At 46.7% G+C, this 22,182-nt stretch carries 23 protein-coding genes; 12 read left to right on the forward strand and 11 right to left on the reverse strand.

All coding sequences use genetic code 11. The features are described from left to right. Window positions 1-42: 42 nt before the first annotated feature. The 7 genes from ACX0G9_RS19235 to ACX0G9_RS19265 form a co-directional block, all read right to left on the reverse strand. On the reverse strand, window positions 43-735 hold the full coding sequence (locus ACX0G9_RS19235; protein WP_459066576.1) for a uracil-DNA glycosylase family protein: 693 nt from the start codon (window positions 733-735) through the stop codon (window positions 43-45). 6 nt (window positions 736-741) lie between these two features. Then, window positions 742-1,761: a GSCFA domain-containing protein gene (locus ACX0G9_RS19240; RefSeq protein ID WP_459066577.1), complete on the reverse strand. Its 1,020-nt coding sequence runs from the start codon at window positions 1,759-1,761 to the stop codon at window positions 742-744. A gap of 26 nt (window positions 1,762-1,787) precedes the next feature. Continuing rightward, window positions 1,788-2,735 carry a hydroxymethylglutaryl-CoA lyase gene (locus ACX0G9_RS19245; protein WP_459066578.1) on the reverse strand — a complete coding sequence of 316 codons (948 nt, stop codon included), beginning with the start codon at window positions 2,733-2,735 and terminating at the stop codon, window positions 1,788-1,790. Between the two features lie 114 nt (window positions 2,736-2,849). Beyond that, entirely contained in the window at window positions 2,850-3,653 is an 804-nt protein-coding gene (rlmB, locus tag ACX0G9_RS19250) for a 23S rRNA (guanosine(2251)-2'-O)-methyltransferase RlmB (protein WP_459066579.1), read from the reverse strand. A gap of 56 nt (window positions 3,654-3,709) precedes the next feature. After that, a complete protein-coding gene (locus tag ACX0G9_RS19255; RefSeq protein WP_459066580.1) occupies window positions 3,710-4,276 on the reverse strand; it encodes an NUDIX domain-containing protein in 567 nt (188 codons plus the stop codon). 193 nt (window positions 4,277-4,469) lie between these two features. Then, window positions 4,470-5,723, reverse strand: coding sequence for a methionine adenosyltransferase (gene metK, locus ACX0G9_RS19260; protein ID WP_459066581.1), 1,254 nt, complete (start codon window positions 5,721-5,723; stop codon window positions 4,470-4,472). Between the two features lie 142 nt (window positions 5,724-5,865). Next, window positions 5,866-6,678 carry a glycogen/starch synthase gene (locus tag ACX0G9_RS19265; protein ID WP_459066582.1) on the reverse strand — a complete coding sequence of 271 codons (813 nt, stop codon included), beginning with the start codon at window positions 6,676-6,678 and terminating at the stop codon, window positions 5,866-5,868. 109 nt (window positions 6,679-6,787) lie between these two features. Here ACX0G9_RS19265 and panC point away from each other — a divergent pair, with 109 nt between their 5' ends. The 4 genes from panC (at window position 6,788) to rfaE2 (ending at window position 9,740) form a co-directional block, all read left to right on the forward strand. Further along, on the forward strand, window positions 6,788-7,657 hold the full coding sequence (gene panC, locus ACX0G9_RS19270) for a pantoate--beta-alanine ligase (RefSeq protein WP_459066583.1): 870 nt from the start codon (window positions 6,788-6,790) through the stop codon (window positions 7,655-7,657). A 172-nt stretch (window positions 7,658-7,829) separates the two neighbouring features. Further along, a complete protein-coding gene (panD, locus tag ACX0G9_RS19275; RefSeq protein WP_459066584.1) occupies window positions 7,830-8,174 on the forward strand; it encodes an aspartate 1-decarboxylase in 345 nt (114 codons plus the stop codon). A 62-nt stretch (window positions 8,175-8,236) separates the two neighbouring features. After that, complete coding sequence (locus ACX0G9_RS19280; protein ID WP_459066585.1) at window positions 8,237-9,277, forward strand: lysylphosphatidylglycerol synthase transmembrane domain-containing protein; 1,041 nt, start codon at window positions 8,237-8,239, stop codon at window positions 9,275-9,277. Further along, complete coding sequence (rfaE2, locus tag ACX0G9_RS19285; protein ID WP_459066586.1) at window positions 9,249-9,740, forward strand: D-glycero-beta-D-manno-heptose 1-phosphate adenylyltransferase; 492 nt, start codon at window positions 9,249-9,251, stop codon at window positions 9,738-9,740. Before ACX0G9_RS19280 ends, rfaE2 begins: the two co-directional genes overlap by 29 nt. A gap of 161 nt (window positions 9,741-9,901) precedes the next feature. On the opposite strand, the gene ACX0G9_RS19290 is transcribed toward rfaE2, so the two are convergent. The 4 genes from ACX0G9_RS19290 to fabF form a co-directional block, all read right to left on the reverse strand. After that, window positions 9,902-10,474 carry a DUF4294 domain-containing protein gene (locus tag ACX0G9_RS19290; RefSeq protein WP_459066587.1) on the reverse strand — a complete coding sequence of 191 codons (573 nt, stop codon included), beginning with the start codon at window positions 10,472-10,474 and terminating at the stop codon, window positions 9,902-9,904. A 198-nt stretch (window positions 10,475-10,672) separates the two neighbouring features. Beyond that, window positions 10,673-13,135, reverse strand: coding sequence for a cytochrome c biogenesis protein CcsA (gene ccsA / locus ACX0G9_RS19295; RefSeq protein ID WP_459066588.1), 2,463 nt, complete (start codon window positions 13,133-13,135; stop codon window positions 10,673-10,675). Between the two features lie 9 nt (window positions 13,136-13,144). Beyond that, window positions 13,145-13,558, reverse strand: a complete 414-nt coding sequence (locus ACX0G9_RS19300) for a cytochrome c maturation protein CcmE (protein ID WP_459066589.1) — start codon at window positions 13,556-13,558, stop codon at window positions 13,145-13,147. Window positions 13,559-13,585: 27 nt separating this feature from the next. Beyond that, window positions 13,586-14,827 carry a beta-ketoacyl-ACP synthase II gene (gene fabF, locus ACX0G9_RS19305; protein ID WP_459066590.1) on the reverse strand — a complete coding sequence of 414 codons (1,242 nt, stop codon included), beginning with the start codon at window positions 14,825-14,827 and terminating at the stop codon, window positions 13,586-13,588. Window positions 14,828-15,177: 350 nt separating this feature from the next. On the opposite strand from fabF, the gene ACX0G9_RS19310 reads away from it, so the two are divergent. The 8 genes from ACX0G9_RS19310 to ACX0G9_RS19345 all read left to right on the forward strand — a co-directional run bounded on the left by ACX0G9_RS19310 (window position 15,178) and on the right by ACX0G9_RS19345 (window position 22,182). Next, complete coding sequence (locus tag ACX0G9_RS19310; protein ID WP_459066591.1) at window positions 15,178-16,221, forward strand: agmatinase family protein; 1,044 nt, start codon at window positions 15,178-15,180, stop codon at window positions 16,219-16,221. 9 nt (window positions 16,222-16,230) lie between these two features. Then, on the forward strand, window positions 16,231-16,860 hold the full coding sequence (locus tag ACX0G9_RS19315) for a hypothetical protein (protein ID WP_459066592.1): 630 nt from the start codon (window positions 16,231-16,233) through the stop codon (window positions 16,858-16,860). A 54-nt stretch (window positions 16,861-16,914) separates the two neighbouring features. Continuing rightward, a complete protein-coding gene (locus ACX0G9_RS19320) occupies window positions 16,915-17,517 on the forward strand; it encodes a hypothetical protein (RefSeq protein WP_459066593.1) in 603 nt (200 codons plus the stop codon). Window positions 17,518-17,524: 7 nt separating this feature from the next. After that, window positions 17,525-18,835: a radical SAM protein gene (locus ACX0G9_RS19325; protein WP_459066594.1), complete on the forward strand. Its 1,311-nt coding sequence runs from the start codon at window positions 17,525-17,527 to the stop codon at window positions 18,833-18,835. A gap of 91 nt (window positions 18,836-18,926) precedes the next feature. After that, on the forward strand, window positions 18,927-19,643 hold the full coding sequence (locus ACX0G9_RS19330; protein ID WP_459066595.1) for an SDR family NAD(P)-dependent oxidoreductase: 717 nt from the start codon (window positions 18,927-18,929) through the stop codon (window positions 19,641-19,643). An 80-nt stretch (window positions 19,644-19,723) separates the two neighbouring features. Then, entirely contained in the window at window positions 19,724-20,887 is a 1,164-nt protein-coding gene (locus tag ACX0G9_RS19335) for an AAA family ATPase (RefSeq protein WP_459066596.1), read from the forward strand. A 63-nt stretch (window positions 20,888-20,950) separates the two neighbouring features. Then, window positions 20,951-21,130 carry a hypothetical protein gene (locus ACX0G9_RS19340; protein ID WP_459066597.1) on the forward strand — a complete coding sequence of 60 codons (180 nt, stop codon included), beginning with the start codon at window positions 20,951-20,953 and terminating at the stop codon, window positions 21,128-21,130. A 176-nt stretch (window positions 21,131-21,306) separates the two neighbouring features. Continuing rightward, the gene (locus ACX0G9_RS19345) at window positions 21,307-22,182 is read left to right on the forward strand and encodes a hypothetical protein (RefSeq protein ID WP_459066598.1); all 876 of its coding nucleotides are present in this window, start codon (window positions 21,307-21,309) and stop codon (window positions 22,180-22,182) included.

Here is a 22,182-nt window from a genome sequence, read left to right on the forward strand (position 1 = left end):
CGGTGAACTTTAGGTGATTTTTAGGTGAACTTTAAGTGAATTTTATAGGACAGCACCATTTAATTTCTCAACATAAGCCCCGATAAATTCAGGAACTCTTTTTCTCCGGTATTGCATGATCCATCGGGGATGAGGCAAGGGAATGATCTCTTTGAAAAACTGATGTTTATCATTCAGCCGGCGGAACTGTTTGAAGTTCTCCCCTTCGCCCAGGCAGAAACAGGTGGATGATGTGGGCATAGTCTCCAATTGTTGCCGGATTCCTTGCAGTATATAAGGTTCGGCCGATCTCAGCAATTCTTTGTCATCGTAATAATTCAGATTTTTGCCTACCCTCACATAACCCAGGGGAGATAAGGCAGTAATATAGAATTTACCGTAGAACGAACTAACGCCTCCATAAGCGTCGATCATATCGTAGATATATTGGGAGGACAACTCCGGCAGGTTTTTCCACTCATTGGCAATACCGCATTTCTCCCGGAGTCGTTGCGGATCGGTAAAAGGCACACCGGTAATGCCTCCTCCAAAGCGGCCGGGGTTGATGCCGAAGATAAAAATACGGGGATTTGCATCGCCATAAAATTTCTCATAAAAGGTCATCGCCACCCTCCAGGCCTCTTTATCCAAATAAGGATTCATTATGGATATGCCTTCGGGCATGGAAAAATCCGGGCGCTGGTTTTTGTAAAAATGAAGAATTGCCTGTGCCTGGGTGGAGAATTTTTTGACCATGCTCTATTATTCCTGACTTTTTAGAAAATACGCTTCTTCTTCTGCCAGATCGAGGAAAGGATACCTGGCGCTCAGTTCCTTTGTTTTCTCCCAGTGATCCGACAGAAATTTTTTATGGGCCCGGGTACCAGGTTGAAAAGCCCTGTGTTTACGGGCAATAATGATGTTTTTCAATTCCTCCATGATCCGCTGCGTTTCCTCCCGGATAAAATGCCGGGTGAATTTTTCCAGGACATAGCTGGTGGCCTGGTAATTCGGGTGGACCATATCGATATCATAAAAACGGTAATCCCTCAGGACATCGATGACCAGTTCATAGGCCGGGAAATAATAGAGCTTGTCGAATTTATCCACAAGGTGATGTATCGATTCGATCAGTCTGGCTTTACTACGGTTGTTCTCTACCACTCCATCCCGGATATGACGCACCGGGCTGACGGTAAAGATCACGCGGATGGAAGGATTAAAATAAAACAGCTGGTACAGACAGGTATCCAGGGCAATAATGGTCTCCTCTATCGTCATCAGGTGTTTGCGGAAGAATTGGGCCGGGGCGCGGTGACAGTTTGCCACTGCTGAAGTTTCCGGTGCTGCCCCAGGCCGGAACTTGTCCGGAGTCTCTGCGGACAACCGGTAAGAAAAGGAACTGCCAACGGTTATGATCAGCCATTTTGCCTCTTTAAGAAAGGTATGTGCCTTATGCTGGGATTCATTGATACCTCGTAAACAGTCCCCCTTGTCCATATGAGAAAACTGGCTGTGGTGTTGCCAGCTCTGCCATAGTTCATTGACCTGGATAAGATCGTCCTCCGTAAATTGCCGGTTGTTGATGTAGGAGATGATGCTGGCCGATACACTTGCCGGATCAAAGAGTATCCCGTTCGGATTTTGCAGGATATCGAATTTATATTCCCGCAGATGATTGCCGATATGTTCTGTAAAACAGGAACCGGTCAGTAGTATTTTATCCGGATAACCGATCGGATGAGGAAGGTTGTTGATCCTTATCGGCAATTGAAATTCCATAATTACAATTAAAGTTTATTTCCGGGTCAATGGAAGATCTCCGAGGCGATCCGGAGGCTTTCCTGTAAGGCCTGCTCATTCAGTTCATCCACATAAAAGGACGGACCCTCTACCCCATGTTTAGCTTTGTTTTTTTCTGCTATTTGCCTGAAATGACCGATCATCCATTCCGTATCCATATTCCCTACCAGTTCTTCTCCGGACATGGGGCAACCGCCGATTCCTTTTAACGCACCATCGAATCGCCGGCAGCCTGCCTGAAGGGCAGCATCGATCTTGGCCTTCCTGTTCTGATGCGTCGAATGCAGATGCACGCCGATCGTATGGCCCGGTAACTGCCGGATCAGATAATCTGTCGTGGAATAAACCTGTTCGGGAGTGGCCAATCCTACTGTATCTGCCAGGGAAATGGTTTTAATACCCAAACGGGCGATGGACTGTGCCCATTCCAGGACAATTTCCTCCGACCAATGATCACCATAGGGATTACCGAAGCCCATCGACAGATAAACCACGAGCTCCTTTTCTTTTTTTATACAGAGATCCTGAATTTCTTCTACAGTGGCAAGCGATCCGTCAATGGTCTTATTGGTATTGCGCAATTGAAAGGTTTCCGAAACGGAGAAAGGGAAACCCAGATAACTGATCTCCTCATAAACGCTTGCTTCCTCAGCGCCGCGAAAATTCGCGACGATGGCCAGCAATTTTGTTTTGGTTTGCCGCATATCCAGGTGAGTAATGACTTCCTTAGTATCGGCCATTTGCGGAATGGCCCTGGCAGAGACAAAACTTCCGAAATCCAGCGTATCGAACCCAACCCTGAGCAAGGCATTCAGGTATTCGATTTTTTTCTGCGTCGGGATGATGGTTGGCCATCCCTGCATGGCATCACGGGGGCATTCCACCAGGCTTAACCCCCTAGCCCCCTGAAGGGGGAATTGCCCTTGATTTCCTTGACTGTTTCCAATATGCATAGAATATACATTAAATTTTCTCCAGCGTCTTCGGGGTACTTATTCCCCCTTCAGGGGGTTAAGGAGTTAGGAGGTTAGGAGGTTAGGAGGTTAGGAGGTTAGGAGGTTAGAGAATTAGGGTACTAACCTTTTTTTAAGCGCTTCATACAAAATTATTCCCGTGGCGACGGAGACATTGAACGAATCGAATTTTCCGGTCATGGGAATGGAAAAATGTTCATCGGCAGCCTTGCGGATATACGGTGTTACCCCTTTATCCTCGCTTCCTATGATAATACAACAAGGTTCGGAGAGTTCCAGTTCAAATACTTTTTTGGGAGCTCCCGCCTCGCTCGTAAAAGACTTGATCCCGTTGAGATGCAGGGTATCCACGGCCTTGAGCAGGCTGTTGACCCGGCATATATGGATAAGTTCCAGCGCTCCGGCGGAAGATTTCATCGCTTCTTCGTTCAGAGCGCCCGTTCCTTTATCGGGAATGATCAGCGCCTGAGCCCCGCAACAAACGGCACTCCGGGCAATTGCCCCGATATTGCGGACATCGGTCACCCCGTCCAGCATAACAAATAAGGGGGCAGCGCCGGAAGCAACTACTGAATCGATGACCTGCTGAAGGTCAAGGTATTGAACCAGGGCAGCCAAGGCGACAACACCCTGGTGGCTGGCCTTTGTCAGGGAAGCCAGTTTTTCCGGAGGCACGATCTGAACAGGGATATTATGCTCCCTGGCCAGTTCACGGATCTCTTCTATCGACTCTCCGGATGCATTCCTTTGTAAAAGTATCTTATCCAGAGCCCTTCCGGAACGGATCGCCTCGATCAGGGGCTGACGCCCGATTATCTTGCCCCCCTTGTCCCCCTGAAGGGGCTGTTTGTTCTCAGGCTGCTGATCTGGTCGCTGGTTATATTTTTCTTTCATCATTCAAAAATTTTCAGTTATTATCAAAATAGCTTGTATTATCATTCCCCCTTAGGGGGTTAGGGGTGAGGGATTTTTCCGGTACTCAACATGATTTTGACTTTAAGTATCGTAGCCACTGACATCGAATCGGTGATGACCCCCTGCTCTACCATTTGGTAGGCTTCTTCAAAAGGCAATTTCCGGACAGCCAGTTCTTCCGTTTCCTCCGGCATGGCATCGTGCTGTTCCAGGTTCCGGGCTAAAAAAAGCAGGGCTTTTTCATCGCTGACGGAATTGGAAAGATGCATTTCCAGAATTGGTGTCCAGCTATGGGCTACCAGCCCGGTCTCTTCCCTTAATTCCCGCTGAGCCGACTCAAGGGCTGTTTGAGACGGGTCACCTCCTCCCTCGGGAATCTCCCAGCTATACGCATCCAGGGGGAAACGGTATTGCCCGACCAGATAGGTATTGAGATCTTCATCCAGTGGTAATATACCTACGGCTATATTTTTGAAATGGACTTTTCCATAGATGCCTTTTCCTCCTCCAGGATTGATTACATCGTACTCAGTGAGACCAATCCACTTGTTGTCGTAAACCTCCCGTTCGGCTAAAATGGTCCACGGATTTTTAGTTTCCTTCATTTTTGCGGTTTTGCTGTATTCTTTAGGGAGCCAGACTTTGTATGGATCGATTTGGTAATTCAGGGATCCAGCCCTTCGGTGATCCGGTAATTCAGGAACGAAAATAAAAAAACCTCCCCGATCGAGAGGAGGTTTTTTCTGCAGGGGATAATTGAGGGTCTTTTTAAAGACCGGCAACCTTTCCCTGACCAATTTATTTAATGCCGAATGCTTTTTTAACCTTAGTCACGTAATCCAGTTTTTCCCAGGTAAACAACTCCACTTTTTTCTTTATGGTCTTCCCATCGGGAGAAACAAAGGTCTTTTCGACGATCTCGGGTTTGCGTCCCATGTGACCATAGGCCGCAGTTTCGCTATAGATCGGATTACGCAATTTCAAACGGGTTTCGATAAAATAAGGACGCATATCGAACAGTTCCGTTACTTTTTTCGCGATCTGGCCATCGGTAAGCTTAACTTTTGACGTGCCATAGGTATTCACATTGATGCTGGTAGGCTGTGCAACCCCGATGGCATAGGACACCTGAACCAGGATTTCGTCACAAACACCTGCAGCTACCAGGTTCTTCGCGATATGACGGGTTGCATAGGCTGCAGAACGATCCACTTTGGAAGGATCCTTTCCGCTGAATGCCCCGCCGCCATGTGCGCCTTTACCGCCATAGGTATCCACAATAATCTTACGACCTGTCAGTCCAGTGTCACCATGTGGTCCGCCAATCACGAATTTACCGGTGGGATTGATATGATACTTGATCTTATCGTTGAACAGACGGGCGTATTTTTTGTATTTTGATTTTACCCGGGGGATCAGGATATCGATGATATCCTGTTTGATCTTCGCCAGCATTTTGCCTTCTGTATCGAAGTCGTCGTGCTGCGTGGAAACCACAATAGCATCGATCCTTACGGGTTTGTTATTATCGTCGTATTCCAGGGTAACCTGGCTCTTGGCATCGGGACGGAGGTATTTGATGGCTTTATTCTCCCTTCTCAGGGCAGCCAGTTCAATCAGGATCTTATGGGCAAGATCAAGCGCTAAAGGCATATAATCATCAGTCTCGTTGCTGGCATAACCAAACATCATCCCCTGATCGCCGGCACCTTGCTCTTCTTTCTTCTTCTTATCAACACCCTGGTTAATATCGGAAGATTGTTCATGGATCGCAGAAAAAATACCGCAGGAATTGGCTTCGAACATGTATTCGCTCTTGGTGTACCCGATCTTGCGGATAACTCCGCGGGCGATTTCCTGAACGTCCAGGTAAGCTTTAGATTTTACTTCTCCGGCTAAAACTACCTGCCCGGTCGTAACCAGTGTCTCACAGGCAACTTTTGACTGGGCATCAAAAGCCAGAAAATTATCGATCAGGGCATCGGAAATCTGGTCCGCCACCTTATCGGGATGGCCTTCGGAAACGCTTTCGGAAGTAAATAAATAAGGCATAATTAGTTAAAAAAGATTTTATAAAAAATAATGGGATCTTCTAATTTCGCGCAAATATACCGCGGTATTTAAAATTTCCGGTCATTATAAACGCAAATAACAATTACAAATTATCGAATAACTCAATTTATGACGAAAAAGCCTACTTACAGAGGTCCGTGTATAATTGCAAATAATCTGTTAAATCTGATTCTGCATTAAAAGCCAGGACCTTTTTACCCCTCATTTTACCAAACTCATCCACCAGTTTCTTCTCTACCTTTTCAGAACCAAAGGTAATGGCATCAGCATAGGTTGCGCCTCCGCGGAACATAGCCGTATTATTTGCCTCTTTGAACGGATCGAGGTCTTTTTCCTTGATGTTGGCGTGTATATTGGCTGTTTTTATAAAATCCGGTCCCAGTTTTTCCTTGAACGTATTCTGTCCGATAGTGAATACGCATTTACTATGGGTGAAAACGGGTTCTTTTTTATAAACCGTTTTAAGATAAGCCGGAATCAGCCCGGTCATCCAGCCGCTGCAATGGATAACGTCAGGAGGCCAGCCGAATTTTTTTACGGTCTCCAGGGCTCCCTTACAATAAAACACGGTCCTTAAGCCATTATCGTCAAACCATTTGTCCTGATCGTCGTTAAAGATATATTTACGTTTGAACAGGTCCTCATTATCCAAAAAATACACCTGAAGACGGGCATTAGGCAAAGAAGCCACCTTAATTTGCAAGGGATAATCATCGTTATCGACCGAAACATTGATCCCGGACAGACGAACCACCTCATGCAGGCGATGTCTGCGTTCATTGATCACACCAAAACGCGGCATGATACAGCGCACTTCAAACCCGTTGTCATTCGATTTTATGGCCAATTTATTAATGATCTCCGCAAATTCTGTCAACTCTAAATAGGGGGACATTTCGTTGGCTATAAATAAAATTCTTTTCTTACTTAGCATTATTTAATATAATTGGTGAAAGGAACCTTAACGAAATAGTTTGCAAAGGTAAGCTTTTTATTAGTAAATAGGCACTGTAGCCGCGTTACATAGGTATAAAACGATAATTATGATCTTATTCAAGAGAGCTGCCGAATTGACCAGCTGGCTTCAAAATCAACGTTCGGAGGGCAAAAAAATCGGGTTCGTGCCAACGATGGGGGCCCTTCACTCCGGACATATATCACTTATTGACATATCACAGACCCATACGGATATTACGGTCTGCAGCATTTTTGTAAATCCAACCCAGTTCAACGACCCGAAAGATTTTCAGAAATACCCAATAACCATCGAGAAGGACATCTACCTGCTGGAAAAGGCAGGGACAGGGGTTTTATTTCTTCCTGAGGTGGATGAATTGTACCCGGAGGGAACTAAAAACCTGGAAACCTATGCGCTGGGAAACCTGGAAACGCTATTGGAAGGAAAATACCGGCCGGGGCATTTTCAGGGCGTTTGCCAGGTCGTACGCCGGTTGTTGGACCTGGTAAGGCCCGATCAATTGTTTATGGGTCAGAAGGACTACCAGCAATGCATGGTCATTCAACGGCTGATAGACCTGCAGGGATATCAGGTCGCTCTTCACCCCTGTCCCATTATCCGGGAAGCGGACGGGCTGGCCATGAGTAGCCGCAATATGCGGCTGACGGAAGAACAGCGGAAAAAAGCTCCGGCTATATCTAAAGCGTTGACCTGGCTGAAAGAACAGGCGGCTCCGGAGGATCGGGCGGCTCCGGACGATCAGAAATCCCTGGAAACCATGATTTCCAAGGCCCGGTCCATCCTGGAAGAAAACGATTTCCGGGTCGATTACATTGAGATTGCCGATGCAGTAACCCTGGAACCCCTCCCCGCACTGAACGGAAAGAAAAAGCGGGTTGCCCTGGCTGCCGCCTTCCTGGGTGAGGTAAGATTGATCGATAATATGATCATTTGATAGCCGGCAGGCTGAACTTTTACCATCCTGAACTTTAGGTAACATAGATTGTTTAATATTGTGCCCCGAAACCGGGCGGATCTGACGGGATAAGCCCCTGATCCTGATTAATCAGGGAAGACCCGCCGATATATGACAGGCAGCTTATTACTAATCAACCTATTCAACTACCATGGATATTGAAATCCTGAAATCGAAAGTTCACCGGGCTGTTATAACCGAAGCCAACCTGAACTATGTAGGAAGCCTCACATTGGACGAAGACCTTATGGATGGGGCAAACATGATCGAAAACGAAAAGATACAGGTCGTAAATGTGAATAACGGGTCCAGAATAGAGACCTACCTGATCAAAGGAAAAAGAGGTTCCGGAACCTGTTGCCTGAACGGACCGGCTGCCCGTCAGGGTGCTGTTGGAGATGTGGTCATTGTCATTTCCTATGCACGGATGGACTTTGAAAAGGCTAAAACTTTTAAACCAACGATCATATTCCCCCGCGAAGGCAATAAAATTTAACTGAAGCGTTAAATGGAATTGAACAGCAGGTAGACTTATTGTACGTAACTTGTACCATTGTTATGAATAAAAAAATCCGGGCGATACTGCAATACCTTTTTTTCGCTGCACTGGCAGCGTTTTTTGTGTGGCTTAGCCTGAAAGACATGGACAGGCAGAAATGGGAGCAGTTAAAAAGCGCCCTGGACAGGGCTAATTACTGGCTGCTGGTCCCCGTTCTTCTATTATTGCTGGGAAGCCACTGGCTCAGAGCCCTCCGCTGGAGGCAGCTGATGGAACCCCTTGGTTATAAGCCCAGAAAAATAAATACATTCCTGGGAGTCATGATCGGCTATTTCGTCAACCTTGGGGCTCCCCGTGTTGGTGAAGTGGTAAAATGTACGGTCCTGTCCCGTTATGAAAAGATTCCGGTCGATAAACTGGTGGGAACTATTGTGGCCGAAAGGGCCTTCGATGTGATCAGCCTGGTTGTCGTATTCGGTCTGACCCTCATTTTTCAGTTCGATGTGATCAATTCCCTGGCCGCTACCTATATCTATCCGCATTTTCAGAATGCCAACGGGCAGGTATCCTATCAAAAAATCGTTTACCTGCTGATCGGCGGCCTGGTCTTCCTCCTGCTTCTATTGTTCCTGTTCAGAAAATTAGGGCATATCGATATTGTTCAGAAAATAAGAGGTGTTTTTATCAATATCCTGCACGGCCTGACCAGTGTCCGGAAGCTGAAGAACAAACCGCTGTTTATCGTTTATTCGGCAGGTATATGGACCTTATACCTGCTGAGCACCTGGGTAGGTTTTTTTGCGATCAAAGAGACCAGCGGACTGACCCTCGTGGACGCGCTGAGCGTGCTGGCAATGGGGAGCATCGGGATGATCGTTTCCCCGGGAGGGATTGGCGCCTATTCGTTCCTGGTACAAAAGACAGTGGCCTTTTACAGTATACCCGAATTACCTTTCGGCCAGGCCCTGGGATGGTTACTCTGGTTCGGACAGTTCCTGAGTTTTATTATTTTCGGTGTCGCCAGTTTTATCCTGTTACCCAAGCTGAATAAGAAAAGTAATACTATCCCGCATGAAATTGCCACAGATCATACCGCATAAGATCTTCGATCTGCCGGGATTGTCATACCAGGTAAACCGCTGGCGGGTCCTTGGTAAAAAAATTGCCTTTACCAACGGAGTTTTTGACATTCTTCATAAGGGACATATCTCCTCTTTGTCGGAAGCCGCCGTAGAGGCCGATTACCTGATCGTAGGCATAAATGCAGACGCCTCTGTCAAAAGATTAAAAGGAGATCTCCGGCCCATAAACGACGAACAAAGCAGAGCAACACTCATGGCCTCCCTGCTCATGGTCGATGCCGTGATCATTTTCGAAGAGGATACTCCCCTGAATCTCATCAAGGCTGTCTTACCGGACGTATTGGTGAAAGGGGGCGATTATACCCTGGAGCAGATCGTAGGTGCCAAAGAGGTGATGGCTGCCGGGGGAAAAGTGGTGATCAACAAGATTGTACCGGGGTTCTCCACCACCGGGATCATCGATAAGATTATAAAGTTGTAAACTCAGCCACAAAGGTGGGACACGGTCCCACCGGCTGTAACCGAGCTTAAGCGAAGGTTACGAACAAGAAGGAGCGAGGGCCGAAGCTCCTCCGAAGTTCTCCAGACATAATGGGTATAGAGGATGATTTTAAGAGTTAAATTTACAATTAACTCTTAAAATCATCCTCTATACATGCGTTCTACTTCCTGTACGATCAATTCGATCTGCTGATCATCGCCCTTGGGATCATAGGGCTGTTTGAGGCTGCTACTGAAGAAAAAGGCTACGGTTTGCCAAAACCGGGCGGTAATCCCTCCTTTGTATTCTTTTATGATATTGTAACAGTTGTTGCCGGTCTGGCGGTTGATTAATTTCATGAGTATCCTGCCCTGATAGACCGACATCTTTTCAAGGGGTTCGGTAAATTCTTTTTTCAGATCCTTTTCGCGGGATTGAATATAGGCCTTTCTTTCTCCTTCGGAACCCAGCATAGCCAGCTTGGAATTGATATCGTTCATGATAATACCGGCCTTGCGGGCATAAGGATAAGTAACATAAACGGCGTTCCGCAAACGGGTCCACTCCTCATATCGTTTGCGCATGGCCGGAGGCATCGGCCTGGTCACCCAGGTAAGCTCCAGATTGCGGGAGGAAAGGATCTCCCCGTTATAGGTATGAGCAGGTACCATAATCGTATCATATGGCCCATATTGGGGCATGGGTGGAATGTTCAGCGTGTCGGACTTTGGCACAACAGGCGGTGAATTTTGCGGAGTTTGCTGTGCGGGGGAACAGAGGTTCGTCAGTAAGAGTACGAACACGAATAGATAAAACGGATATTTCCTTTGACAACAGGCCATAAGCGGTCTTAAAGTTACAAAAAAACCTTTAAGATTAATACTTATTCGGGGTCCCGGGTAACCCGGTCCGGTCACTTTTATTGGTCCGGGTCATTTTTCGGCGGAAGCTGCCGCAGCAGCCACGGCAGCCTGTTGCCTGCGCCAGACGATACTCATCACAAACCCGATGATCATCAGGATGGTACCTATCCACAAAATATTGATATGAGGGAATTCCAGCACTTTTAAGGCCACAAAGGGTATCATGGCGGCAGACTCTTTCACTCCCAGCTCGATCTTATTCCCCTCCACGATCCGGTTGAACCGGATCGCCAGGTTCTGGGCAAATACCGTATCTACGATATAATTATACTGGTTGTCTTTTACGTAGAATACCGGTTTGGCGGTATAACGCATACTATCCTTACTTACGATCGTCACTTCCGCCATCAATGCAGTATCGGTCGGACTGAAATGGAATTTATCATCATGCGGATTCACGACCACCTTATCCAGCACTAAAAAACCTTTCGAGTAAAAAATGGTATCCTTAACGGAAACAGGATAGGGTTTGAAACGGATGGTATCGTCCCTGCGCTGTTCCGGATTATCCGTTGCGCTGATATAGGTAAAGATGTCCCTGTTCCAATAATGATATTTATCCGGGTTGGCAGAAATACCCTGTTGTCCTTTGGTGGCCTTCATCCAGTTGGGATAAAGATCGAATTGTTGGGTACCGTCCTTTTTATCGAAATGGATCTGGTAATACGTGGTCTTACTGCGGGTATCAACGGAATCCGCGCTGACAAAGGTCGTCCAGTATTTACCCATATCGGTCCGAACCCCTTTCAGCAGGGTGATATTTTCCATCGGGTTCTGACCGGAAGCCGCATCAAAACTAAGATTGATGCCCGTCGTATTATACGACAATACCTCTTTTTTCGCAGAAGAAACCAGGATGCCCACCAGCATCAGCCCAAAACCGATATGCGCCACGGAAGGACCGGCAGCCTTTAACTTCCCTTTTAATCCGGACCATATATATACAATATTGGCGACAACTGAATAGACTGCCGCAAACATGGCCAGGTGGATGGCAGCCAGGAATCCGGCCCCATATTTATCATAATGAATACCACCGGATACGCTGACGGCAATGGAAATCGCCAGGGCAATCGCCGTAGGAGGCCATAATTTTTTTATCAGTACCTGTCTGGATGTTTTTTTATATTTTAAATACTGGGTGATCGCGGTAAACAAACCCAACAGGATGGCCACGAAGACCTCGATCCTGTTATAGGCAAAGGCTGCATCGTCACCGATACTCATCTTCTTTTTGGTGACCAGGTTGGTTACTGGCAGGGAAGTGGAAACAATGATGAACATGGCTGACAGAAAAAGGATCAACGAACCGATGAACATCCAGAACTCCCGGGAATCCGTTCCTTCCTCTTTAATGATATGCGGTATCTGCTTATAACGGGCGATGAATAATCCTATGGAAGGGACCAGGAATACCAGCAGGAAGGCCACCAGTTGGGCATTCATTCCCGCGCCCACGAAAGCATGTACCGAAGTATCCCCTAATATGCCGCTCCGGGTCAGGAAGGTCTCATACAGGATCAGCATAAATTGCAGGATCAGGAAAAAATAAGTTGCTCTGAGGGAATGGCCCGTGGCGTTATACACGACCTGCGTATGCAAGGCGGCAATCAGGACCAGCCAGGGAACAAGGGACGCATTTTCAACCGGATCCCAGGCCCAGTAACCGCCAAAACTAAGGGATTCATAAGCCCAGGCCGCTCCCATCATGATCCCCGTTCCCAGGATACAGGCGGAGAAAAGGGTCCAGGGCAAGGCAATTTTTGTCCAATCCCCGAATTGTTTCTTCCAAAGCCCGGCGATCGCAAAGGCAAAGGGAACGATCGTAGAGGCGAACCCCAGGAATAAGATGGGAGGATGAATAACCATCCAGTAATTCTGCAGTAAGGCATTAAGCCCCTGTCCATCCTGCATTTGGGGCATGCTCAGATAATCCGGGCGGCTGAACATGGGCCCCTCTGCGAATTTCTCGCGGACGAGGATAAAAGGATTGATCCCTACCCTGCTACCAAAAATATAGATGCCGATGATCACGGAGGCCAGACAAAGCTGCGCAAAACTGATCACCGATAATACCGGCGCTTCCCAGGGACCGGCTTTGCGCATCAGGATCAGGCCCAGCACACAATGCCAGATGGTCCACAACAAAAAACTTCCTTCCTGTGCTTCCCAGATACAACTGAACAGGTATTTCATGCTCATCGCTTTGCTGGAATGTTCCCAGGCGAAATTGTATTCGAAAAGATGAGCAGAAACGATATAACAGATAGTACCGAAAACGGCGAACACGGAAATGACATCGATCCCAAAGGCGATCCTGGCCATCCGTTTCCAACTGGCATGCTCATGCGGATTTTTGGTATTGGCCGCTTTGGCATAAGCGATCATCGCAACGAAGGAGGCAGCAAAAGAAAGAATGGCAAAAAAATGTCCTAATTTTCCGGGTAACAGGTGTTCGCCTACGTAATCCATGGCTGGGTATTAATTTTGACTAAGGCTTTTCTTAGCCGTATTGGGGTCATCTTTATATTTGGAAGGACATTTTAGCAGGATGCCGTCCTTCCTTGTTATTTCAAATATATTGCCTTTCATTTTCCCTTTCAGCGTGATACGTTCGGCTTTTTCCAGATCGTAGGGCTTCTCATAATAATAAACCACTCTGGCCTTATTGCCCAGGGTATCGCTGATATGAAAGCTCATATAATTCGGGTTTTTTGCCGGATCATATTCGATGGGAATGGAATTGTCCAGGTGGGCAATGATGGTGACGGTCTGTCCCTCCTTTTGACGGGCGGAAGCAATGGTCTCATACGTAGTCAGGTCTCCCATAAAACTGATGAGTACGCCGATCGCCGCAGCGATGAACACCAAAATAACAATTTGTATCTTTTTCATATCAGGGTGCAAAGTTAATTAAAATCATCAGATCTTCCGGAACACCACGATTCCATTATGACCTCCGAAGCCAAAGGAATTACTCATGGCCACCTTAACCGGGTAATCGATCGACTCGCCCAGGAGAATATTCAAACCTCCGGGTATTTCGGGGCTTAATTCCCTGGTATTGATGGTTGGCGGTATTATACCATCCCTGATGCTCAGCAAACAGGCGATCGCCTCGATGGCGCCGGCAGCTCCGAGCAGGTGACCGGTCATGGACTTCGTTGCACTGAGGGTCAAATGCTTCGGTTTGTCTCCAAAAAGACGGCTGATCGCATTGGCCTCGCTATTATCTCCTACCGGAGTGGAAGTTGCATGTACGTTCAGGTAGTCTACTTCTTCCCGGTTGAGTCCGCCATCAGCCAGGGCATCTTTCATGGCCCGTAGCGCTCCAATCCCTTCCGGATGGGTGGCCGTCATATGATAGGCGTCCGCGGTCATACCCGCTCCGGCCAGTTCGGCATATATTTTTGCACCTCTTTGTTTTGCATGCTCATAGTCCTCCAGGATCAGGGCCCCGGCCCCTTCTCCCATGACAAATCCATCCCGGTCCTTATCGAAGGGGCGGGAAGCGCCTGAAGGATTGTCGTTGCGGTTGGATAATGCCTTCAGGGAGTTAAATCCTCCGATGGACGCTTCGGTGACAGGTGCTTCCGAGCCCCCGGTCACCATAACCTTGGCCTTACCCAGGCGGATATAGTTAAGTGCATCCATGATAGCCGTATTGGAGGTTGCACAAGCCGAAACGGTGGTATAGTTGATACCCATCAATCCATATTTAATGGAGATCATCCCCGATGCCATATTGGCGATCAGTTTGGGTACGAAAAACGGGCTGAAGCGGGGCTGATAACCGCCCAATACAAATTCCTTCACCTGATCCTCGAATGTCTGCATGCCCCCTTGTCCGGAGCCCCAGATGACACCCGTATCGAATGGGTCCATCGAAGCCAGATCCAACCCGGAATCCTTGATGGCTTCATCGGCCGCAACCAGGGCGTATTGGGTAAAGAGGTCCGTTCTTTTCAGTTCGCTCCTGTCCAGACAGGTCAAAGGGTCGAAATTTTTTACTTCACAGGCAAAACGGGTCTTAAAGGCATCTGCTTTGAATTTAGTTATAGGTCCTGCCGCACTCTTGCCGGCCACCAATTGATCCCAGAAAGTTTTCGCTGAATTGCCAAGGGGTGTGATCGCTCCAATACCGGTAACAACTACTTTTCGCATGTTTTTACTTGTTTAGCTTAATCAGATGCCTGCGTTTTAACAGATTGATCTGATGATTGTTCTGATTGTTCGGATTTTTCTGAAATTTTCTGAAATTTTGTGCGAATGTACTAAAGAAAGAACTAAGCGGTTTACATTAAACAGGGAACGCATTTAATTCAGGATTTTATTCCGAAAAGCAAAAAATATAAAGAAATTATAAAAAACTGACTATTTGACGTTTAAACACCATTTTTTTTGCACATATTTTGATAATCGTTGTATACTGTACTAACTTGCGCAGCGTTTCCTAATCAGGATAATACCGGGGGACCGAACATTATAGCGCCCGCTGGTGTAATTAACAGACCATGACAGATCTATCTCAGTTTAGTTGCAATGGGGTAAGCAACCCGAAAAACAATATTTTCGGTCTTCCGTTTACAGAAGAAGAATCCAGGCTCGTCATTCTCCCTATCCCCTGGGAAGTTACCGTCAGCTATGGCGCGGGAACGGCCAGGGCCGCAGAACATGTTTTTCACGCCAGTATGCAGGTCGACCTTTTTGACGGGGAAACCAACGATGCCTGGAAAAAGGGAATATTTATGCGGCAGCCCGACAGGAAGGTGCTGATGAAAAGCGATTATCTGCGTAAGGAAGCTGAACTATATATCGATTATACCTCCAAAGGAGAAATCGTAGAGCGGAATACCTTCATGTGCAAATCGCTGAAAGAAATCAATGAAGGCAGCCTGATCCTGAACAAATGGGTCTACGAACAAACCAAGGCCCTGTTGGACAGCGGCAAACTGGTTGCCCTTTTAGGAGGAGATCACAGTACTCCACTTGGTTATTTTAAGGCCATTGCCGAAAAACACGGGGATTTCGGTATCCTGCAGATCGACGCGCATTGCGATCTCCGTAAATCCTACAGCGACTTCGTCTACAGCCACGCCAGCATCATGTATAATGCCCTGCAGGAGATCCCCCAGCTGAAAAGGCTGGTTCAGGTTGGTGTACGGGACTTTTGCCAGGAAGAATGGGATTATATCCGCAACAGCAATTATCATGTGATCACCTATTTTGACAAGGACATCAAGGAGCGCGGTTTCGAAGGGCAAAGCTGGAAACAGATAGCCGACGAAATCGTCAGCCATCTACCCGATAAGGTCTATATCAGCTTCGATATTGACGGACTGGATCCAAAACTCTGTCCCAATACGGGTACTCCCGTACAGGGCGGATTCGATGCAGATCAGATCTTCTATCTCATAAAAAAGATCGTTCAGAGCGGCCGCAAATTCATCGGGTTCGACCTGAATGAGATCGGCGTAGGCGATACGGATTGGGACTCTAACGTCGGAGCACGCATATTGTGGAAACTGTGTAATTTGCTGGTGGCAAACAATTCCTAATATTGCATCATGCGGTATCAGTATGTAGTTATCCTGAAAAGAGATAGTGACCGGGTCATAGATATAATCAGTATCATCCTGTGCGCTTTTTCTGCCCTGAATTTCCTGTTCGAACAGGTCCGCAGCCAACACATTAATTATTTTCTAAGTCTCGCCTTTCTGATCCTGGTTACCGGGATCATCATTAATATCCGGTCCGCTCAGATCAATATACGGTCGGCCCGGTCCGGCCCTTATACTATTTCCCCTGATCCGGACAATGCGCCTTCACCACGGAAAACCGGTAGCCAGGTCCGTTATAAATACTGGCTGCTGACGGCCGGGGTGGCCTGGCTTGGAATGCCCTACCTGCAATGGTTATCCATCTTTTTTTTCGTACTCACCTTCCTGGAATACCAGGCTAAATACCCCCTGGAGATCGGACTGTCCGATGACCGGATCGTCATCAACACTTTATTCAAACAACGTTTCGACTGGTCCGCCTTTAACAATATCATCCTGAAGGATGGTTTGCTCACCCTCGATTTTAAAACCAACCGGATCCTTCAAAAAGAAGTACTGGACGATGAGGAAGGGGATGCCGAAGAAGATGAATTCAATGACTATTGTCTGCAACGGCTGAGATTGGCCGCCGGTTAATTTTTTTTATGGAAACTCCGCGTAATTGCATCTAAGGGTGAAATTAACAGCCGTATGGACTCCTTATCCCTTCCTGTCGTTCATCCCGCCTTCGAAAAACTGAAACGTTCCGGAACATGGCTGCATCTTGTTGCCGGTCTCCTGATCCTGACGCATGCCCTCAGCCATTTTCACCGGCAGGAATCCCCCAACCTCTATTTTTGGTGCCAGATGATCATCTCCCTGGATATTTTTATCCTTATCCTGGCCGGAGGAAATACCCTTAAGGAATTGCCCCGGGTCAATCTTTTTTTCCGCCTGGTGGAGATCCTATTCTTCCTGGGAATCGGTCTGGTCATGCTCCTGGAGGCTAAATTACTGATCGGACTCATCCATATCAGCCTGAGTATCGCTTATTGTTATCTTTTTTATTGTGAAAAGAGCCTCCGGACAGAGGAATCTCTCTCCTTCCACCATACGGGCATCAATCTGCCTGCCCTCCCGGAAAGCAGATTCCTTTACTGGACCCATATCAACGGGGTCGAAGCCTCCTATGATTCCATCCGCGTAAGCACATCCCTGAACGAGGATCTCCGCTTTGATCTTCGAAAAAATCTTGATTTCGTAGAACTGGAACAAATTCACGAATTTTGCAGACATTACCTGGGAAAGGTGTGATTAAGATATGGCAAAAAAACAATCGGCATTTCAATCGACTTATATTCTGTATTCCGACGGAAAGGGGAATATTTTTGAGGATACCACCTTATATGCAACCGGCCGCAGCGGATGGGAGGCCCTCCCCGTGCCGGCCGAAGACTGGATCGAATTACCGGAAGGAGGTTCACTTTATGAACTGCCCGGAAGAAGAGGTATCGGCATAGACGTTATTACCGGAGACATGCGGCTTTGTGAAAAAGGCTGGGCAGTAGCGGCATTTATTCCACCGGCCCATACCGGTCTCTACCTGGCGGCCTATGAAACGATGAAGGACGCCCCAACTCTCCCTTTATTCTGTTATACGGCCGCGGGTTGGCTCGATTCCAAATTCTACGTGCCGGCCGTACGTATCGAACAGGATATCCGGCAGGATTGCCAGGGATACAACTGGGATACTATTCACCAGGGCGTGGATCATTACCGGAAAGCCTACCCGCAAAACCGGCTGATCAAACACCTGGCGGAAAACTGCTGTCTTACTTATCATTGTCCCGCTGCCCGGAATTATTTTATGGGCCGCTGGGAATGCCCCGTCCCTGTATCGCCAGCCTGTAATGCCAACTGCCTGGGCTGCATATCCTTTCAGCCCCAGGAGGAAACGATCACTTCACCACAGGACCGTCTTACTTTCAAACCCATGGCAGAAGAGATTGTGGAATTCACCGTTCCACATTTACAAACGGCCCCCTACCCGATCGTCAGTTTCGGACAGGGCTGCGAAGGGGAACCGCTACTGATGTGGGAGACCATCCGGGAATCGATCCGCGAAATGCGCAAACATACCGATCGCGGCAGCATCAATATCAACACGAACGGCAGCAAGCCGGACGCCGTAAAGGCACTTTGCGAGACCGGTCTGAATTCCATACGGGTTAGTACCAATTCCGCCCGCAAATCCGTTTATGAGGCTTATTACCGCCCTAATAATTATTCCTTTGAGGACATCGTGGAAAGTCTTAAGATAATGCACCAATACGGTGGCTGGACCTCCATCAATTATTTCGTTTTCCCGGGTATGACAGACAGCGTGGAAGAATATGAGGCGCTCCGCAAGCTGATCCGCGAGACGGGTCTGTCCATGATCCAATGGCGGAATTTCAACATAGATCCCGATTGGTACCTGGGTAAGATCGGCGTAACCGATACCGGAGAATTTATTGGCGTCAAACAATTGATGGAACTGATCCATGAGGAATTCCCGGATCTGAAATTCGGTTATTTCAACCCGCCCATGGAAAGGATCAAAGGTAAATACGAATTGGATTTCGCCCATTGACACAGATTTCGTCCATCGATACAGACTCCTTCCTATAGTGGAAGGGTAAACCGTTTCCCTTTTGCCGGGAATATCGCTATTTTTATTCCCTATGCAGAAAGTCATTATCATAGGAGCCACTTCCGGGATCGGTAAAGAACTGGCCTCCCTCTATGCAGGAGAAGGAAATTTTGTGGGAGCCACAGGCCGCAGACAGGATCTTTTGTATTCTCTTCAGCTGGAATACCCCAATAATATCGTCACCGAATGTTTTGATGTTACCGGGAACAGGAATATAACCCACCTGGAAGCCCTGATCAGGAAACTGGGCGGCCTGGACATGCTTATCTATAATGCGGGATATGGCGATACCAGTGCCATCCTGAATTGGGAAGTGGATAAAATGACCATCGATACCAATGTGAACGGGTTCATCGAACTGATCCACTATGGTTTTCAATATTTCACCCGGCAGGGCTATGGCCACCTGGTCACGACCTCTTCCATCGCCTCTATACGGGGAAATAGCCTGGCGCCGGCCTACAGCGCCAGCAAGGCCTTTCAAAGCGTATATTTCGAAGGGCTGCATATCAAAATAAAAAAGAACCACCTGAATATTTTCGTAACCGATGTACAGCCTGGTTTTGTGGATACGAAGATGGCGAAGGGTCCCGGACGGTTCTGGGTGGCTTCTCCGGCCAAAGCCGCGCGGCAGATCTTCGATGCCGTGGAAAAGAAAAGATGGAGGGTCTATATTACGCGACGTTGGTGGCTGATCGCCAAATTATCGAAATGGATGCCGGATTTTATTTATCATAGGATCGGATAAAGTATCTCCCTGCAAATCAATCAATTATTAATTTTACAGATTTAAAGTAAGTTTGTCCTATAAAATCTCAAATTTGCAGAATGCGCATAACCAGACTTCATTTAAAGAATTTCAAACGGTTTACCGATCTCACAATAGATCATATTCCAAAAGAAGCCAAATTGGTCCTGTTAATCGGATCAAATGGATCGGGGAAGTCTTCGGTATTTGATGCCTTTGATGTTATAAGCAAAAAATTTCGAATGGGGCTTAATATGCAAATTCCTTATTATTCGAAAAAAGAACTCGAATCGGATATAACTATTTCGTTCAGTGATGATAGTAAAATCAACTCTTCGTCAACTTTTAATGACCCTTTTTTCAAGAAAGCGCCAAAGTTTATTGCACGGAGTAGCATTCGCATTGTACCAAGGATTTCCAATATGGGAAACGCTGAGTCGGTTTATGGAAATCAAGATGGTCCACAAAGCTTTATTGACGCTGATACCCGATTCGATAATGACCTATCGTTGTATATGCAACAGATCGACAACGCTTTACGGGAACCTGTTTTTAGTGGAAAATCAGCTGATACATTTAAGATTTTCCAAGACTTCATCCAACCTTTGAACTTATCTCTGGTTAAAATTTTGGGAGGAGATGCATCTACTACTATTCAGATAGCCGAATTCCAAAATGCTACCCCCCAAAATAGCGGTAAGTTGATTTTCAAAAAAGGTGATTCGAAAATAAATTATGACCTCCTAAGTCATGGCGAAAAACAAGTGGTCATTTTATTGCTCAATTTCATTGTGCGTAAAGATCAATACCAGGATGCCATTATTTTTATCGATGAAATGGATTGCCATTTAAATACTTCCTTACAATCAAAATTACTGGAAGAAATCATAAATGTATGGATTCCAGACGATGCACAATTATGGACGGCATCTCATGCTCTGGGATTTATTGATTTTGCACGACATGCTGACAATGCAGCTATAATAGATTTAAACCATTTAAATTTCGATATTTCTCAAGTTATTTTGCCCCAACCAAAAGAAAAAGATGCCATTAAAAATGATGACAAACGAGAAGATATCATTAAGGCCCTACAAAGTGATTTATTTGAAGAATTTTACCCTTACTTTAATATGAAACAACATTATAATAAGGCCTATCTGCAACAATTCAATTACCAGATAAAAGATTTCGTAAAAACAACATGGTTTAAGCAGCGAATTGAAGATTTGTTAAATAGTTAAATCACCCAAAATCAATTTCTGGCATCGGGCTTGCATAATTAACTGGCAAAAGACTTCACGTATATGAAAAAAACAAACCTGATCGCAACGGCCGCCCTGGCAACTATAGCCGTAACCCTTGCCGGAAGCATCATATGTATGGCCAGAAAAAACAAACAGCAAAAAAGACTGGCTGCGATAGCCAATGAAGGATATGAATTGGCTTATGATATTCATTACCCGGTAACCTATAAAAAGAAGTGATCCATTTGCCATGAGTTTACAGTGACAGGCTAAAAAAGGAAGGGCCGAAAAGTTAAACCTGACCCAAAATTTTCCGTTAAGGGCGGATAAAGGGTGATGCGGTGCAATTAGCCTTGAATTTGCTTCGTTGTAACCAGATAAGTGGTAATTTCGTATGGAGCATAACTCCTTGAAGTATGACCGATCAATTTGAATCACGAAAGAATATAAAGGCGTCAGGCTATACCCTGCTGATCTGTGTATTGCTGCTGATCATCTTATTTTATGTGAGCTGGACCACCCCGGTACAGGCTCCGCCTATCGAGGAAGAAGGCATTGAAGTGAACCTGGGCAACAGCGATAAAGGAATGGGAGATGACCAGCCCTATCTGCCGGGAAAACCATCTGCCGAGGATCATGATAAATACACTCCTCCCAAACGGGCAGTAGTGGATAAAGTACCGGTAAAAGATGTAGAAACGGATGATAACAATAAGGAAGAGGCGCCGGTAATCAAAAAGGCCATCGTCACCAAACCCAATGCCACCAAGATCCCCGATAAAGAAGTCGTCAAAACCAGGGTCGTAAAGGTGCCAAAACCCGAAACAACACCTGCTCCCCCCAAACCAAAACCCAAGGCCGTATTCCATGGCGTGAACGGCAGCGGTACAGGAGGCAACGATGCAGATGATTTCAAACCGGGCGGCAACCAGGGTGTAGCCGGAGGACGGGGAGACCAGGGCGCTCCGGGCGGCAATCCTAATTCTACGAATTATACCGGCGGAGGCCGTGGGAATTCAGGCGTCAGTATATCCCGGGGCTTACAGGGAAGAAAGATTACTGCCATGCCTTCCTTTACGGATGATTTTAATGAGAATGCCAAAGTAGCAGTAGATATACATGTTGACGCCAATGGAACGGTGGTAGACGCAGATTACCAGCCAAGGGGATCCACCACTTCAGATGCTTCGATGAAAGCCATTGCCCTGCGAAAAGCCAAACAGGTGAAATTTAATGCCGGCGAGGGAGAATCCGTCGGAACCATTATTTTCAATTTCAAGGTGCATAATTAA

Source organism: Flavitalea flava, assembly GCF_054461575.1.